This is a genomic window from Butyricicoccus sp. (assembly GCF_977037065.1).
Genome location: NZ_CDRQNY010000015.1, coordinates 1 through 16991 on the forward strand (window position 1 = coordinate 1; position 16991 = coordinate 16991).

The window sequence follows — 16991 nt, forward strand, 5'->3', positions numbered from 1 at the left end:
CCGCTTCCGGTCGTGCTCGATATTCTGCAGAACCCGACCATCGGCATCGGCGCACTGGCTGCCCTGCAGATCCTGGCGCTGCTGATCGGTATTGACGTGTTCGGCAACGGTTTTTCCTCGCTGCTGCACGGCCGTCCGGCACGCGGCACGCTCGTGTCGTTCGCGGCGCTGGCATCGCTGCTGCACTGCGCCTCTCTGCTGGTATTTCCGGATCAGGGCGGCGTCGCTGTACCGTACACGGTGGTTTCCATCCTTCTGCTCTACGCCGAAATGCGTGAGGCACGCGGCCGCAGTCTGGCACAGGCGCGTTCCTATCGTGCTGTCTGCGAGGCAGAGCAGCCGCTGGCGGTTTACAGCCATTACGACAGCGAGATTGACGCATGCAACGCCGTCAAGTGCCCGCTGTACGACGCAAGCTCATTCCTGACCGAGATCGAGCGACCAGACACGGTTGATCGCTTCTCGCTCATCTACACGCCGATCGCACTGGCGCTGGCAATCATCCTGTCGCTGGTCGCTTCGTTCAACTGCGGCGAGCCGGTGCGCTTCTTCTGGGCGTTCTCGGCGATCCTGTCGGTGTCTGCTCCGATCGGTCTGCTGTGCGCGTTCGGCGCAAGCTACAAGAACACCGCAAGCCGCCTGCTGCGCTCGGGTGCAGCCATTGCGGGTGCGCGTCAGGCCAACCTGCTGCGCGGCACGGAGAAGGTTATGCTGCTCGAGAACGATCTGTTCCCGACCGGCTCGATCGAGCTTGAGGCCATCGACAATCTGGGCCGTATCACGGACGAGCAGATTCTCGGCTGTGCAGCCGCGCTGACCGAATCCGCCGGTCTGGAACTGGGCCGTGTGCTGACTGATACCACGAAGGAGCGCTTCGGCATCACCTTCACCGCGCGTGACGTGCGTCTGGTCGAGGGCGGTGTAACCGGCGCTGTCGGCACAAGCCGCATCGTGCTCGGCACGGCAGCGCTCATGGTCAAGATGGGCATTCCGATCGAATCCGGTCATAAGGGTCAGATCAATATGTATCTGGTTGTGGATAACGCGCTCGCAGGCGTGCTGACCATGCGCTACCAGACCACCAAGAATACCTATAAGGCGATGCGCCTCATGCGCCGCATGCACATGAATGCGGTCCTCGCCGTTCGCGATTTCAATATCTCCCCGGCGATGATCGAGGAGGAGTTTGACCTCCGACGCGGCTTTGCCGACCAGCCGGATCCGGCAGGCGTGGATCGCCTTCTGAATCCGAATTACGCCAAGGGCGATGCACCGGCAGCGATCCTCACCCGCGAGGGTGCCGGTCCGTTCATGCAGGTGCTCCGCGGCGCGGATAAGCTGGCGGGCGCTGTCCGCTCGGCGCTGACGCTCGGCACGTTCGCCGGCCTGCTCGGTATGTTGATCGTGTTCTACCTGCTGTACCAGAACGCCGCAGACGCGCTTCCGGTGATGAATATCCTGCTGTATCAGCTTATTTGGTACATTCCGGTGTTTATTATCACCCAGCAGACGAGATAAGACATAGAAAAAACCTCCGTATGGTTCGTACGGAGGTTTTTTACATCTGTTGACAGTCATTAGGCGGGGGACACAAACTGCATCAGCGTGTTCGCCCTGTCCGGGAGGTAGCTTTTTTCTCTGCACCGGCTGAGCGGGGTACGCGAACTGCCGTTGGCGTGTTCGCCCCTAACGGGCGGCAGCCTTTTTTCAGCACCGGCTGACTGGGGTGCGCGAACTGCCGCAGGCGTGTTCGTCCCTAACGGGCGGGGAGTTTTTCGCTGAGATTCAGCGGGGGGGATTCGCCGTCTGCGGACGGCGGGAACGTTGCGGCGCCCGCCGCGGGGGCAAAAAGGAAGGGACACCTGCGGTTTCCCTTCCTCTTTGAACTCCTACCTTTCCCTTGTTGGGATAGCTTGGGTGCAGACGGTAGACTGCGTAAGCAGGAAAAGGACGCGGCAGTCGGGTTCCCTCAGTGTGTCTTTCTCCGCCTTTTCGCAGTTCACAGACAGCGTACTGCTACACATGCGGGTTACTCAACGCAGAGCGCGGCATGACAGTGCCGCGCAACCCTTTGGCACGTTATACCGCATGGCACCTGCGAATTTAGATGTTTGGCACAATTTATCCTCGTAGGTGCTGTCTATCATAACGCGCTAAAGAATCGCGCGGCACGGTTATGCCGCGCCTGCTGGAAGTAGCCGACCTGTGTAGCAGTAATGTATCTGACACTGCGAATATGTTGAGAAAGACACGGAAGAAAAAATCCTCTGTCGTACCCCTGTTTCGGAGCGGTCACATGTCGGCAATCTGCGCCAGATTAGGAAGCAAGGGAAAGGTAGGAGTTCAAAGAGGAAGGAAAACCGCAGGTTGTCCTTCCTTTTTGCCCCCGCCGCGGGGCGCGGCACGTTCCCGCCGTCCGCAGACGGCGAATCCCTGCTGAGGTTCAGCGGAAAACTCCCCGCCCGGAAAGGGCGAACACGCCTGCGGCAGTTCGTGTGCCCCGGCTTTCCGGTGCAGAAAAGGAGCCGCCCCGTTAGGGCGAACCTGCCTGCGGCAGTTCGAGCACCCCGCTCAGCCGGTGCAGAAAACAAGTCTCGTGTTTAAGTTAAACTGTTTTTCCGATAATGCGACGGCGAAACACCATACACAAGCCGAAACCGCTTGATGAAATAGCTGAAATTATCAAATCCGACGCGAAACCCGACCTCCATGACCGGCAGATCGGTCTCACGGAGCAGACGCGCCGCCTGCTCGATTCGCAGGGAATTGATATGCTGGGTGAATGTCCTTCCGAAATTATCCCGGAAAAAGGTGCTGAAATACTGCGGCGAAAGCCCGAATTCCGCCGCAACCGCCGACAGCGAGAGCGGTTCGGTGAAATGCTCACCGAGGTAGCCGACGATCTCCTTCAGCTGCTGCGCCTTGTAGTCCGCACCCGGGCGCATTTGATGTCCGACAAGTCTGCCGTACTGCGCGCACACGGCCACAATGCCGAGCAGCGCGGCTTTCACGGCCAGCTGACAGCCGGGCGCCTGCACCTGCCACGCGCGCACGATCTGTGCGAGCAGCGCACGGATTTCACTCTGCCCGGGTTCACCGGCGCGAATGCAGGTGTCAAACCGCAGACGTCCCTCCGCGAGCGGCGACAGCAGCGCGAATTCGCTCTGGTCGGCACGCGAAAACTGCAGGAAATCCGCCGCAAACACGAACGAGCGGAACTGGTTTTCCCGTCCGGCGGCACGGATTTCGTGCAATTCCTCACCGGCGGCGAAGAACACATCGCCGTGCGTGCCCTCGTAGGTGTGGTCGGCAATGGTCAGCGAAACGTGGCCTGTGTCCACCGTGATGATTTCCAGCTCCGGATGCCAGTGATAGGGGATAAAATCGCTGTCATCGGCCTCGCTGCCGTCCAGCGCGGGGTAGATCTGGAACGGAAACGCAAGTGTGCCGTGCTCTTTTTTTTCTCGTCTGGCAGCGTCCACGGGGATTCTCCTCTCTTCGGCGTGCATTTGCGGGCACACCTTAAAATTGTGTTATTCTTCGAGAAGAAATTGCAAGCAATCTCTTCACTATCTGCTATAATTATAGATGAAAAAGGAAGGGAAGGCAAGAGTGCGACACAAACCAATCGTATTTTTGTTGTATCATTTGCGAGAAAATCCACTCGGATTTTTGTGCTGAATGACAAAGCCTTTCCGCACCGCGCCGAATCCGTTCAATGAGTGGTTGAAACTGGCTGTTATGGCGTGGTATAATGATAACAGATAGGCTGTTTTGCACAGCTGAATCTGCGTGATCGGGTGGGATATACCGGTCACCGCACCAAAAAATTATTTTTTGGAGGGAATTCCTATGTACATGGATAAGCAGGTCAAGCGCGGATACAACGAGTACATCCGTCTTGACGAAGGCATCGGCAAGGATGCCATGATGGACGTTGCTCTCCTCGTGATGGAAGACGGCGACACCTGGAGCTGTGAGGAGCCTGAGAAGGAAGTTGCAGCACTGGTATTCGACGGCAAGTGCACCATCAAGTGGGAGAATGAGTCCTACGACGTAGACCGTCCGAATCCGTTCGACTACAACCCGTCCTGCCTGCACGTTTGCAAGGGCGTAAAGTTCGAGATCATCGCACACGGTCCGTGCAACATCTACATTCAGAAGACTTTGAACGAAAAGACCTTCCCGAGCAAGATGTACAAGCCGGAAGACACCGATACCTGGGCACGCGGCAACAAGGGCGAGCTGATGGGCTGCATCAAGCGTGATGTACGCACCTGCTTCGATCTGGACAACGCGCCGTACTCCAACATGGTACTGGGCGAGGTTGTCAACCTGCCGGGCAAGTGGTCCTCTTACCCGCCGCATCATCATCCGCAGCCGGAGTGCTACTTCTACCGCTTCGACAAGCCGATGGGCTTCGGCGCAGGCTGGGGCAACGGCGAGATCTACGAGACCCATCACAACGGCCTCGCTATCATCACCGACAAGATGCACTCTCAGGTAACCGCACCGGGCTACTCCTGCTGCTACGCATGGGGCATCCGTCATCTGCCGGGCGACCCGTGGGACAAGACCCGCATCGACGACGAGGAGCACCTGTGGCTGCTTGAGGACGATGCCAACGATCATATCTGGCACTGCCCCTCTGGTAACTAACGTTCCCAGAGTATAGGGGGGATTCCATCCCCCCTATATACGCCAAAAGTTCCGTAGAAACTTTTGGCGATACCCCTCTCACCTTTGCACAGCAAAGGTGGCTGCGCCGCTCCGGCGCAGGCAGTGGTATCAAAGTCCGGCGGAGCTGGACTTTGATGGGGAATTGAATCTGCCGCGTGCGCGCGGCAGGCACGAGACCTGTCTCGTGCGTTTGGGAACCTATGGTTCCCTTGCCCCTCCTTTTGGAGAGAGGGAGGGTGCTAAGTCAAGGCTTGTTGGAGACTGGCTTTGATTCATTTATATTTGTATTCTATTTAGGAGGATTTCCAACATGATTCATATGGAAACCGTTCGTCTGACTGCGTCTCAGGCACTCGTTCGCTTCCTCGAGAACCAGTATATCAGCTACATTGATATGGATGGCAACGAGCAGGAGCACAAGTTCGTTAAGGGCATCTTCATGCTGCCGGGCCACGGCAACGTAGTTGGCTTCGCTAACGGCGTTGAGCAGGAGCTCAAGGACATGATCGTATATCAGGGCAAGAACGAGCAGGGCATGGCTCTGGCTGCAGTTGGCTACGCTAAGCAGATGCGCCGCAAGTCCATCTTCGCATGCACCTCTTCCGTAGGTCCTGGCGCGTGCAACATGGTTACCGCTGCTGCAACCGCAACCGCTAACAACATTCCGGTTCTGATCCTGCCGGGCGACATCTACGCTTCCCGTCAGCCGGACCCGGTTCTCCAGCAGATGGAGCAGCCGCAGAACCTGTCCATCTCCGCTCATGATGCTTTCCAGGCTGTTACCAAGTACTGGGGCCGCATCAACCGTCCGGAGCAGGTTATGACCGACATGATCTCCGCTATGCGTGTTCTGACCGATACCGCTAACACCGGTGCTGTTGCAATTTCTCTGCCGCAGGACGTTCAGGCTGAAGCATACGATTACCCGGTTGACTTCTTCAAGAAGCGCGTATGGCGCGTTGACCGCCGTCCGGTTACCAAGTACGCGCTGGACAAGGCTGTTGAGGTCATCAAGAACGCAAAGAAGCCGCTCCTGATCTGCGGCGGCGGCGTTCGTTACGCTGAGGCACACAAGGTATTCAAGAAGTTCGCTGAGGACTTCGGCATCGCATTCGGCGAGACCCAGGCCGGCAAGTCCGCTGTTGTTTGGGATCACGAGCTGAACCTCGGCGGTCTGGGCACCACCGGTGGCATCGCTGCCAACAAGCTGGCGCACGAGGCTGACGTTGTAATCGGCGTTGGCACCCGTTACACCGACTTCACCACCGCTTCCAAGTGGCTGTACCGCACCGACGCTAAGTTCGTCAACATCAACCCGTCTGAGTTCCAGGCTTACAAGATGGACGCTACTCCGGTCGTTGCTGACGCAAACGAGGCTCTGACTGCTATCGGCGAGGAGCTGGCTAAGATCGGCTACCACACCGACAAGGCTTACGCTGAGGAGGTTGCTGCTCTGCGTAAGGAGTGGTGGACCGAGGTTGAGCGTCTGGACGCTGTTGAGTACACCGACAAGGAGCACTTCACCCCGGAGATTAACGACGCTAACCGCGAGTGCGTTGAGAAGTACATCGAGGACACCGGCTGCAAGCTGTGCCAGACCACCGTTCTGGGCACCATCAACCATCTCATCGATGACAACGCTATCGTATGTGCAGCAGCAGGCTCTCTGCCGGGCGATATGCAGGGTCTGTGGCGTGCACGCAAGGAGAACACCTACCACATGGAGTACGGTTACTCCTGCATGGGTTACGAGGTTGCTTCTGCTCTGGGCGCTAAGATCGCTTGCCCGGATCAGGAAGTTTACGCTATGTGCGGCGACGGTTCGTTCGATATGCTGCACTCCGAGCTGATCACTTCGGTTCAGACGGGTCATAAGATCAACGTAATGCTGTTCGATAACGCTTCCTTCGGCTGCATCAACAACCTCGAGGTAGGTCAGGGCAATGCGTCCATCTGCACCGAGAAGAATATGCTCGAGCCGGGCGTTACCAACGGTATCCACAAGGGCAAGGTAATCCAGGTGGATTACGCTGCAATCGGCGCTGCTTACGGCTGCAAGACCTACACCGTTAAGACTCTTGACGAGCTGAAGGCTGCAATCGAGGATGCTAAGAAGCAGACCGTTTCCACCCTGATCGACATGAAGGTTCTGCCGAAGACCATGTCCGCAGGTTACGAGAACTGGTGGCGTGTAGGCGTAGCTGAAGTTTCCACCAAGCCGGAAGTTCAGGCTGCACGCAAGGCAATCGAGGATCACCTGTTCGAGGCTCGCCACTATTAATCCCGCGCGATAAACTCGCTTTAGGTTTACGAAAGCTCCCAACCGTGAGGTTGGGAGCTTTTTTGTCGCTTGAGGACTGAATAATGGAGAATTAGTGTGGTGGTTTCATTTTTAAGGAGCGAATTAAATAGTTTCCGTAGAGCGGGCTGCATAAAAAACACCTCCCATCGATACAGACGGGAGGTGTTCGTTTTTTACAGCATCTGCAGCAGCTCGATCTGCTCACCGGACGGGCCGGTGAAGAACCAGTTCTGCAAACCGCCGAAGGTATTCGGCAGCACCTTCTTCTCGGGTGCGGTGAAGCTGATAACGCCTGCCGCCTTGAGGTCAGCCGCGGTCTTGTCGAGGTCGTCAACGTAAACGGCAAAGTGCGGGATGCTGCCCTCGCCGGACGGCACGAGCGTGCCTGCGGGCGGCTCGATCAGCTCGAGCAGGAAGCCGCCGAATTCAACGAGCGCCAGCTTCTTCAGGCCTTCCGGCGTCTCTACGCCGTCGCGCTTGAATACACTGCCGCCGATCATCTCGTAAAATGCAATGCTCTGGTCCATATCTACGGTGTAGATCGCAATATGGCCGATACCCTTATAGTGTTCCTTCATGGTGATTCCTCCTTGTACGGGCATTCTCGCCTTAGTATTAGCATAGCACGTTTTTGCGGATTTGCATAGGGGACAGGCATAAAAAAACGACCGTCTTTCGACGGTCGTTTTGAGTTGCATTACTGAACAGAATCGGAAACAGAAGCAGTGGTCTGATTCTCGAGGTAGTTCTGGTAGGTGGTCTTCTCGCTCTTGCCGAAGCCAAGGGGAGAGAAGATTACATAAGCCAGAACCATGATCAGCAGGGTAACGGTAGCCCAGATCTTGCCGTTCTTCCACGGGGTCAGATCTACAGCGCCTACGTCCTTCAGCTCGAAATCGGTTGCACGCGGATGCTTCTTAACGATTACCCACATCAGCAGCATGTCGAATACGAACAGGATCGCGGTGAAGTACAGGTAGTGGATGTTGTTCAGTGCCGGGATTACGTTGCGCAGACCGAACTGGAGAATGAAGTACAGTACAACGTGAACCGGGATGACGATCTTAGCAGCGATAGCCGGAACCTTCTTCCAGAAGAAGCCGCACAGCAGGCAAACAAAGATCGGGGTGTTGAACGCAGCGAAAGCAGAGTTTACGAAGCTCGTGATGCCGCCCATGTACAGCATGAACGGGGACATGATGGTGGAAACAACTGCTACTACAGTACCGAAGTTCTGGCCGATCTTAACCATGCGGGCATCGGATGCGGTCGGGTTGAACAGCGGACGGTGAATATCGAGTGCGTAGATGGTGGATGCGGAGTTCAGTACCGAGTTGAAGGAGGACAGGATCGCGCCGAACATTACAGCAGCGAAGAAGCCAAGGATCGGCTTCGGCATAACCTCTGCTACCAGCATCGGGTAAGCGGAGTCGCCGGAACCCCAGTCCATGCCCGGGTAAGCCAGTGCGCAGATAACGCCCGGAACAACGATGATCAGCGGAGTCATGATCTTGAGGAAGCCTGCAAATACGGCGCCCTTCTGTGCTTCCTTCAGGTTCTTAGCACCGAAGGTACGCTGGATGATGGACTGGTTGGTTGCCCAGTAGTACATGTTGTTGACCAGCAGACCGGTGAACAGCAGCGGCCACGGGAGCCACGGCTCCGGGGTGTTAACCTCGTTGATGGCGTTCAGGTAGGACGGATTGGTGTGCAGGAACTTGTCGAAGCCGTCCACGAAGGAGCCGTCACCGCCGAGCTGGCCGGACAGGAACATGAAGCCGAATACCGGAACCAGCAGGCCGCCGACGATCAGGCCGAGGCCGTTGATGGAGTCGGACAGTGCGATTGCCTTCAGGCCGCCGAAGATGGCGTAGATAGAACCGATGATTGCGGTTGCAACACAGACGATTGCGATTGCTGCGAAACGGGAAATACCGAACATCTTGTCAATGCCGAAGATGTTTACGAATACCTGTGCGCCTGCGTACAGGATGTTCGGCAGCATGATTACAACGTAGCTGAGCAGTACGATGATGGAAACCAGACGGCGGGTGCCTTCGTCGTAGCGCTGCTCAAAGAACTGCGGAACGGTGGTCAGACCGGTCTTCAGGTACTTCGGCATCAGCACGAATGCGAGGATTACCAGAGCGATTGCAGAGGTTACCTCCCAGCCCATGGTGGACATGCCGACGCGAACTGCCTGACCGTTGTTGCCAACGAGCTGTTCTGCGGAAAGGTTGGTCATCAGCAGAGAACCGGCGATGACCGGGCCGGTCAGGCTGCGGCCGCCGAGATAATAGCCGTCCTGCGTGTCGAGGTTGTCACCGCGGGTTTTCCACCACGAGATGAGTGCGACGAGTGCCGTGAACGCCACGAAGGTGATCGCGGTAAACGCCATGGAGTTTACGAAGTTCATCTTTTTCTCCCCTTGTAAGAATTTGGTGCTCCGATGAAGATCCCTCAAAATTCACCGAAACGATTCGAATATTCGGCACCGGTCTGCGCTTGCGTGCGCGTGCCCGCAAGATCCCAAAAAACAAGATCATCAATCGAGGGATTGAAGATCTGTCAAATGAGCAAACCGCGTTGCCGTTTGTCCGAGAGTTATTTTAACACTATATAGAGGCTATAGCAAAGCATTTTTTTTACTTTTTTCGCACTTTGGATACTTGCACATAAACAAGAAGGTGTATTTGTGCATTTCGACGTTAACTGAAAGCAAATTTACAAAGAGAACGTTAAAAAATTATCAGGAACAACAAAAAAATCCGTAAAACTGTATCTTTTTTACAAGGAAAAATCCCCGCATAAAGCGGGGATTCTGCACGAAATTACGGTGTATACCATTCATCACTGCGATTTTTTGCGTCAAAAATCTGCGCATATTCCGCATGGTGATAATCGTTCAGCAGGTCGTTTTCCGGCTGTTCGCCCTGCGGATACCAGGTGCCGTCCGGCAGGCGATAACCGTTGACGTTCATCACCGGAATCTGCTGCTGCAGGGCAAGGCGCATCTGGTCAAAGCCCGAGGTCGAGCAGCCGAGCGCGTTCAGCGCATAGGCGGACAGATAGTTCGCGCTGATCTGCATGTTTGTCTGCTCCTTGATGTCGTAGTTCGCCCAGATGAAGAACGGCGTTACCATCTTTTTCTGGCGCAGCTCGGCATCCGAGAGCTCGCCGCGCCGGCTCTCGAGCAGGGTGTTGTAAAAGTCCTCCGGCAGATTGGGCTGGTGGTCGCCAAAGAACACGATCGCCGTCGGCTCATCCACCTTGGAGAAGTAGCTGATCAGCTCCTGCACGGCGTCGTCGCTGTACCGCACGAGCGAGAGGTACTGGTCAACCGTCGGGTACTTGTCCTGCTCCTCGCCGGTGAGGTAGATGCGCTTGTCGAAGTAACCGTCGCCGTCCCAGTCGTAGCCGCCGTGGTTCTGCATCGTCACGTTGAACACGAACAGCGGCGTGTTTTCCCTCTTGTTCTCGTACAGCTCGAAAATCTTCTTGTAGCTTGCGCTGTCGCTGATATAATCGCGCACACGACCGGCGTCAGCGGCAAAATCGTCCTGATAATACTGCGATTCAAAGCCGAAGAAGCGGTAGACGTTCGTGCGGTTCCACGAGGTAGACAGATAGGGGTGAATTGCCGCCGTCTGGTAGCCGAGCGAATCCAAACCCGAGGTCAGATTGGGCATTTCACTCTTGATGAACACCTGATACGCCGAGCAGTTGTACGGCAGGAACGCCATCGAATCGCCGGTGAGGAACTCCAGCTCAGTGTTGGCGGTGCCGCCGCCGAAGGTCGAAACGGTCAGCTGACCGCTGATGGTGTTCTCCTGACCCTGCATCAGCTTGTGCACATACGGCATGGGGTCCTCGTTGGTCTCGATGTCGCCGACCGAGCCGAGATCCGAGAAGGATTCGTTCATGATTACGATCAGATTGGGCGTTTTCGTGCCCTGTTTGCCGGAAAATTCGCTCTGTGCGTCAGAAAGCGCGTCCGCGCTGTAGCCCTCCGGCTGCTTGACAAACGAGCTGGTCGCGCAGCGCAGGAAGTAGAAAATCTCGCTGTACTGGCGGCTGGACTGCCAGAACGCCAGTCCGGTGCCGACCGTCTGGATGCCGGTGTAGGCGATGAACGCCAGCACGAGCACGCACGGCAGCGAAAACAGCCTGCGGAAGTACCAGCGCTTGTGCACCTTGAAGCTGCGCTGCATCAGGCATACGCTCACGCAGAACAGCACAGCCGCCGCCGTGGCGCGCAGCACGGAAAGCTCCATCGGTGCGGAGTAGCCCTTGGAAACGTTGGCTGCCGTGCCGATGGCGGCAATGTCGCTCAGCATGACAGGCGTGCCGCGGAACAGCATAACGTAGTGGTCGATCATGCCGTGGATCATCGAAATTGCCATGCCGAGGCATACGCCGACACGCACGTTGCCGCAGATCAGATACGCAACAGCGTAAACCGCCACATAGCAGATCCAGCCCTGAAAAAACGACTGCTTGAGCGTGATGACACAGCCCTTGACCATGTATTCCACCAGGATCAGGCTGACAGCCGCCGCAGACAGGAACAGCAGCACGTCATGCACCAGCAGAACCGCCGCGTACAGCCGCGTGTGATTTTCCGCAAACGGGTGGTTGCGGCGCCACGGACGCAGCACCAGCGGTACAAATGCGCCTGCGGTCAGCCAGTGCGAGATGGTCGGCTGATACATCAGCGAGCCCCTGCTCAGCAGGGGATGGAACAGCAGGAAAAACGCAACGAGCAGCAGTACATTTGCACCGATTCGGTACGGATTTCGTCCGGTTTCGTTTTGAACCTTGCGTTCAATACTCAAAAAAGTTGCTCCTTTCGCAGAAACGGAAAAGCCGCTGTGGTGTTTCCGCAGCGGCTTCTCAAGTCGTTAGAATTTATGCCTCAGGCGTTTCTTCTACGCGGGTAACTGCGATGGAGAGATCGTCCAACTGCTTGTCATCTACGATATCCGGGCAGTTCATCATCAGGTCGGACGCGTTCTGAACCTTCGGGAAGGCGATCACGTCGCGGATGGAATCCAGACCGGCGAGCAGCATGCACAGACGATCCAGACCGTAAGCCAGACCACCGTGCGGAGGTGCGCCGTAGGAGAACGCAGTGATCAGGTGACCGAACTGCTCCTTGGCCTTCTCCTCGGTGAAGCCGAGGGCCTCGAACATCTTGGTCTGCAGCTCAGGATCGTGGATACGAATGGAGCCGCCGCCCAGCTCACAGCCGTTCAGGATGATGTCGTAAGCCTTGGCACGAACCTTGGCCGGATCGGTGTCCAGCAGCGGGATATCCTCGTCCATCGGTGCGGTGAACGGATGGTGCATGGCTACGAGGCGGTCCTCCTCCTCGCTGTACTCGAACTGCGGGAACTCGGTGACCCACAGCAGCTTGAAGTCGTCCTTCTTGGCCAGACCCAGACGCTTTGCCAGCTCGCAGCGCAGCGCGCCCAGAGCAACAGCGGCGGTCTGCCAGTTTGCATCGGCAACAACGAACAGCAGGTCGTTCTCCTTGGCGCCTGCGCGCTCCTTGATGGCTGCAATCTCGTCCTCGGACAGGAACTTGGCAAACGAAGAAGTCATGCTGCCGTCTGCAGCGAGCTTCATCCATGCCAGACCCTTTGCGCGGTAGGTCTTGACGAACTCGCCGAGCTTGTCGATCTCCTTGCGCGGGAACTTGTCCGCATAGCCGTTTACGTTGATAAGACGGACCGTGCCGCCGTTCGCTACGGTGTCCTTGAACACCTTGAACGAGCAGTCCTTGGCGATGTCGGAAATATCCTTAATCTCAAAGCCGAAGCGAACGTCCGGCTTGTCCGAGCCGTACTTGTCCATGGCGTCCTGCCAGGTCATGCGCGGCAGCGGCAGCTGAATGTCAACATCGAGCACTTCCTTGAATACGCGCTGGAGGAAGCCCTCGTTGACGGCGATAACGTCATCCTGCTCCACGAACGACATCTCGAGGTCGATCTGGGTAAATTCCGGCTGACGGTCAGCACGCAGATCCTCATCGCGGAAGCAGCGGGTAATCTGAATGTAACGGTCCATGCCGGACAGCATGAGCAGCTGCTTGTACTGCTGCGGGGACTGCGGCAGGGCGTAGAACTTGCCCGGATGTACACGGGACGGCACGAGGTAGTCGCGCGCGCCCTCCGGGGTGGACTTGGTCAGCATCGGGGTCTCGATCTCGAGGAAGCCGTGCTCGTCGAAGTAGTTGCGGGCAACCTGCGTTACGCGGTGGCGCAGCATCAGGTTCTTCTGCATGGACGGACGGCGCAGGTCAAGGTAGCGGTACTTCAGACGGATCTGGTCACCGACCTCCTTGGTGTCGTCAATCTCAAACGGGGTGGTCTCCGCCTTGGACAGAATGCGGATGTCCTCGGCAATAATTTCGACCTCGCCGGTCGGCATCTTCTTGTTGATGGCTGCCTCATCGCGGGCCACCAGCTTGCCCTTTACCGCTACAACGAACTCGGTGCGGCAGGTGAAGGCAATGTCGAACAGGTCGGCGTTTACCGACTTGTCAAAGGTGCACTGCACGATGCCTGCGCGGTCGCGCAGCAGCAGGAACAGTACGCCGCCGTTGTCACGCACGCGGTCAACCCAGCCGTTTACGGTAACGGTCTGACCGGCGTGCTCCAGGCGAAGATCGCCGCACATATGCGTGCGCTTCATGCCTGCAATAGATGTGTTATTCATGTTTATCAATCCTTATTACTAAGATTTCGGCTGTCGCGAAACTACAGTTTCGCCGACAAGCAGGAACGGACCGTGGGCCGTTCCAAAGTCGTCCGAAAGTTCCTGTGCAGAAACTTTCTCCCTCTTAGGGTATAAAAACCGTGATACATGCTCCCGGTTTTTATGAATTTGCAGAGCAAATTCTATTTAATACGCGCTGTCGCGCGGATTAGCTGAGATATGGATAATTTAAGTTACTCATTGTCTGTATTCTTCATCGCCGGACGAACGTGCTCATAATAGCCGAGAAAGGCCATAACCGCAAACAGAATGATGCCGGCGAAGGCGATAAGGAACATAATGGAAGCGTTATCGGCAATCGACGCGGAAAGCGCCAGAATAGCCGCAATGACACCGAGCATGCCGGTTATCATGAGAATACCGCCGTAAACAAGCTGTTTCATAAACAATCCCTCCATATTCAGTTGAAAAATCCTATCCTTCTATTAACAGTCAGCAATCAATAATTACTAACTACTAATTCCTAATTACTAATTAGAATGAATTATTTGTCGCAGATTACTTTGCCTGCGTTTTTCTTCGCCAGACCGTCATGGATGAGCTTTGCTGCCTCGTCAAGCGAAACCTTGACCTGCTCGCCGCTCTCCATATCCTTGACAGCGACCACGCCCGCGTTAATTTCATCCTCGCCGAGGAAGATAACGAACGGAATGCCCAACTTGTCGGCATAGCCGATCTTGTGCTTGAACTTCTTCTGCTCGCTGTACAGCTGGGTGCGGATGCCCGACTCACGCAGAGCGGTAGCGGTCTTGATGGCGGCGCCCATGTCGTCAGTCATCGGCAGAATGAGCACGTCCGCCGGTGCCTTGTTCATCTGGTCGTTCAGGTAGCCCTGTTCACCGAGAACGTAGAACAGACGGGTCAGACCGATGGAGATGCCAACGCCCGGCAGCTGCTTGTCGGTGTAATACTCCGCGAGGTTGTCGTAACGGCCGCCCGAGCAGATGGAACCGATTTCCGGATGGTCGAGCATAGCGGTCTCATAAACGGTGCCGGTGTAGTAGTCCAGACCGCGGGCAATCGTCAGGTCGATTTCGAAGTGGTCAGCCGGAACGCCAAACGCCTGCATATAGGTTGCAACCGTTTTCAGCTCCTCTGCGCCGAGGTCGAATACCTCGTTCTTGCCCTTGTAGCCCTCCAGCGCCGCGAGGATACCCTCGGTGCCGCCCGGTGTCTCGATGAACTTCAGCAGTTCGTCAGCCGTAGCAGCTTCCACGCCGAAATCTTCGACCAGAATGGTCTTTACCTTCTCCGCGCCGATCTTCTCCAGCTTGTCGATGGTGCGCATCACGTCGCCGGCCTTCTCGGTCAGACCGAGGATAGCGAAGAAGCCGTTAAGCACCTTGCGGTTGTTGATGCGGATCTTGAAGCGCTCGAGACCGAGCGAGGTGAACGTCTTGTAGATGATGCTCGGCACCTCGGCCTCGTTGATGATGTCCAGCTTGCCGTCACCGATGACGTCGATGTCCGCCTGATAGAACTCGCGGAAACGACCGCGCTGTGCGCGCTCACCACGATAAACCTTGCCGATCTGGAAACGGCGGAACGGGAAGGTCAGCTCGCCGTAGTGCTGGGCAACATACTTTGCCAGCGGTACGGTCAGATCGAATCGCAGGGACAGATCGCTGTCGCCCTTGGTGAAGCGGTAGATCTGCTTTTCAGTCTCGCCGCCGCCCTTGGCAAGCAGTACCTCGGAGGACTCGATCAGCGGGGTATCCAGCGGATAGAAGCCGTACAGCGCATAGGTTTCGCGCAGTACCTGCATGATGCGCTCCATCTGCACCTGCGGTGCCGGAAGCAGCTCCATAAAGCCGGATAAGGTTCTGGGTTTTACTTTTTCCATAACTATTTTGATTCTCCTCAAGACAGACGTATGCACCGAATTGGCGTACCCGATCCGGTGCAACGAATGCTATGTTTATTTTTTGTTCTTCGGGTTGACAATATTACGCCAATCCAGATCACCGCGATCCAGACCGAGGATGAGCATCTCGGCGGTTGCCGAGTTGGTTGCAATCGGGATATTGTGCATGTCACACAGGCGGGAAATCGCATGAACGTCCGGTTCGTACTGTGCGTTGGACATCGGATCACGGAAAAACAGCACGAGGTCGATCTCGTTGTAGGCTACGCGCGCGGAGATCTGCTCCTCGCCGCCCTGCATACCCGCAAGGCACTTGTCGATTTTCAGACCGGTAGCTTCTTCAACAAACTTGCCGGTGGTGCCGGTGGCACAGATGTTATGCTTTGCAAGAATACCGCAGTATGCCATGCAAAACTGTACCATCAGTTCTTTTTTGCGGTCATGTGCGATCAGTGCTATATTCATCAGGAATAACCCCTTTCCTGTATATTCATTTTGAGATTACTTACAATTTCAGTGGAATACGCTCGCCGTTGAGCCGCCGGGCGATATTCACAAAGGCGCGAGCCGCGCCCGTGTGCTTGACGGCATGAATGCTCCTGCCGCTGTTGCTGCACGAAATGAGGTCCACATCCTCGGGCACGAGACCGAGCAGGGGAAGCCCTGCTTCGTCCATCGCGTCGTCGATGTTGCCGGATTTGCCGTGGCTGATGAGCTGCGGACGCACGCGGTTAAGCACCATGCGGATGCGCTGTATGCAGTATTCCTCCTCCAGCTTGCGGGCGCAGCGTTCTGCGCCGCGGACACACACGCGGTCGGTCGAGGTGACGATGATCGCCTGCGTGGCAATGTGCGCCAGAAAGGAAAGCTCAGCCGGCAGTCCGGCGGGACCGTCGATCAGCAGGTAGTCGAACCCAGCCTCCTCGGCCTGCACAGCCAGCTGCTCCATGCCGCGCTCGCTGAGAGCGGGAAGCGCCACCGGTGCAGTGAGTAAGTACAGCGTTTTCATATCCGGATGACACGCCATGGCATCCGCGAGGGGAACCGCGCCGCCTGCCACATCGGCAAACGAGTAGACCACCCGGTCGGACATGCCGAGCACGATATCCAGATTGCGCAGACCGCAGTCGCCGTCAATCAGCAGCACTTTACTGCCAAGCTGCGCGAGAGCCGCGCCTACGCCCGCTGTAAGGGAAGTTTTTCCTGTGCCGCCCTTACCGGACGCAACAAGAATCACCTTCAACATACCGCCTCCGAAAGAAAACCTTATTTAAGGCAATACTGCATAAATCTGCAGATTCGCCTACAAGTGTATTATAAACTAACAGCGGACGGTTTACAAGCGTTCATCGCGAATTTTTTGAC

The 16991-nt window shown here is 56.4% G+C and carries 12 protein-coding genes; 3 read left to right on the forward strand and 9 right to left on the reverse strand.

The window, feature by feature from the left end; translation table 11 throughout:
• Window positions 1–1518 (forward strand): hypothetical protein (locus tag ACWVX6_RS06645; RefSeq protein WP_455152698.1); only part of this gene is annotated, 1518 nt, incomplete at its 5' end.
• 1082 nt (window positions 1519–2600) lie between these two features.
• On the opposite strand, the gene ACWVX6_RS06650 is transcribed toward ACWVX6_RS06645, so the two are convergent.
• Window positions 2601–3482: an AraC family transcriptional regulator gene (locus ACWVX6_RS06650; RefSeq protein ID WP_455152699.1), complete on the reverse strand. Its 882-nt coding sequence runs from the start codon at window positions 3480–3482 to the stop codon at window positions 2601–2603.
• A 370-nt stretch (window positions 3483–3852) separates the two neighbouring features.
• Between ACWVX6_RS06650 and ACWVX6_RS06655 the strand changes: the two genes are divergently transcribed.
• Window positions 3853–4659: a 5-deoxy-glucuronate isomerase gene (locus ACWVX6_RS06655; RefSeq protein WP_117555212.1), complete on the forward strand. Its 807-nt coding sequence runs from the start codon at window positions 3853–3855 to the stop codon at window positions 4657–4659.
• A 340-nt stretch (window positions 4660–4999) separates the two neighbouring features.
• The gene (gene iolD / locus ACWVX6_RS06660) at window positions 5000–6961 is read left to right on the forward strand and encodes a 3D-(3,5/4)-trihydroxycyclohexane-1,2-dione acylhydrolase (decyclizing) (RefSeq protein WP_286051203.1); all 1962 of its coding nucleotides are present in this window, start codon (window positions 5000–5002) and stop codon (window positions 6959–6961) included.
• Window positions 6962–7155: 194 nt separating this feature from the next.
• Here iolD and ACWVX6_RS06665 read toward each other — a convergent pair whose 3' ends face one another.
• The 8 genes from ACWVX6_RS06665 to ACWVX6_RS06700 all read right to left on the reverse strand — a co-directional run bounded on the left by ACWVX6_RS06665 (window position 7156) and on the right by ACWVX6_RS06700 (window position 16872).
• Window positions 7156–7560 carry a VOC family protein gene (locus ACWVX6_RS06665; protein ID WP_118285092.1) on the reverse strand — a complete coding sequence of 135 codons (405 nt, stop codon included), beginning with the start codon at window positions 7558–7560 and terminating at the stop codon, window positions 7156–7158.
• 119 nt (window positions 7561–7679) lie between these two features.
• Window positions 7680–9398 carry a solute:sodium symporter family transporter gene (locus tag ACWVX6_RS06670; RefSeq protein ID WP_117491007.1) on the reverse strand — a complete coding sequence of 573 codons (1719 nt, stop codon included), beginning with the start codon at window positions 9396–9398 and terminating at the stop codon, window positions 7680–7682.
• 415 nt (window positions 9399–9813) lie between these two features.
• Complete coding sequence (locus ACWVX6_RS06675; protein ID WP_455152700.1) at window positions 9814–11817, reverse strand: LTA synthase family protein; 2004 nt, start codon at window positions 11815–11817, stop codon at window positions 9814–9816.
• Window positions 11818–11890: 73 nt separating this feature from the next.
• A complete protein-coding gene (gene aspS, locus ACWVX6_RS06680; RefSeq protein ID WP_455152701.1) occupies window positions 11891–13702 on the reverse strand; it encodes an aspartate--tRNA ligase in 1812 nt (603 codons plus the stop codon).
• A gap of 233 nt (window positions 13703–13935) precedes the next feature.
• Complete coding sequence (locus ACWVX6_RS06685; protein ID WP_117751352.1) at window positions 13936–14145, reverse strand: hypothetical protein; 210 nt, start codon at window positions 14143–14145, stop codon at window positions 13936–13938.
• A 101-nt stretch (window positions 14146–14246) separates the two neighbouring features.
• On the reverse strand, window positions 14247–15605 hold the full coding sequence (gene hisS, locus ACWVX6_RS06690) for a histidine--tRNA ligase (RefSeq protein ID WP_455152702.1): 1359 nt from the start codon (window positions 15603–15605) through the stop codon (window positions 14247–14249).
• Between the two features lie 75 nt (window positions 15606–15680).
• Window positions 15681–16091 (reverse strand): methylglyoxal synthase, encoded by a 411-nt coding sequence (locus tag ACWVX6_RS06695; RefSeq protein WP_110437294.1) that lies wholly within the window; start codon window positions 16089–16091, stop codon window positions 15681–15683.
• A 40-nt stretch (window positions 16092–16131) separates the two neighbouring features.
• Entirely contained in the window at window positions 16132–16872 is a 741-nt protein-coding gene (locus ACWVX6_RS06700; RefSeq protein ID WP_110437293.1) for a nucleotide-binding protein, read from the reverse strand.
• Between the last annotated feature and the right edge of the window lie 119 nt (window positions 16873–16991).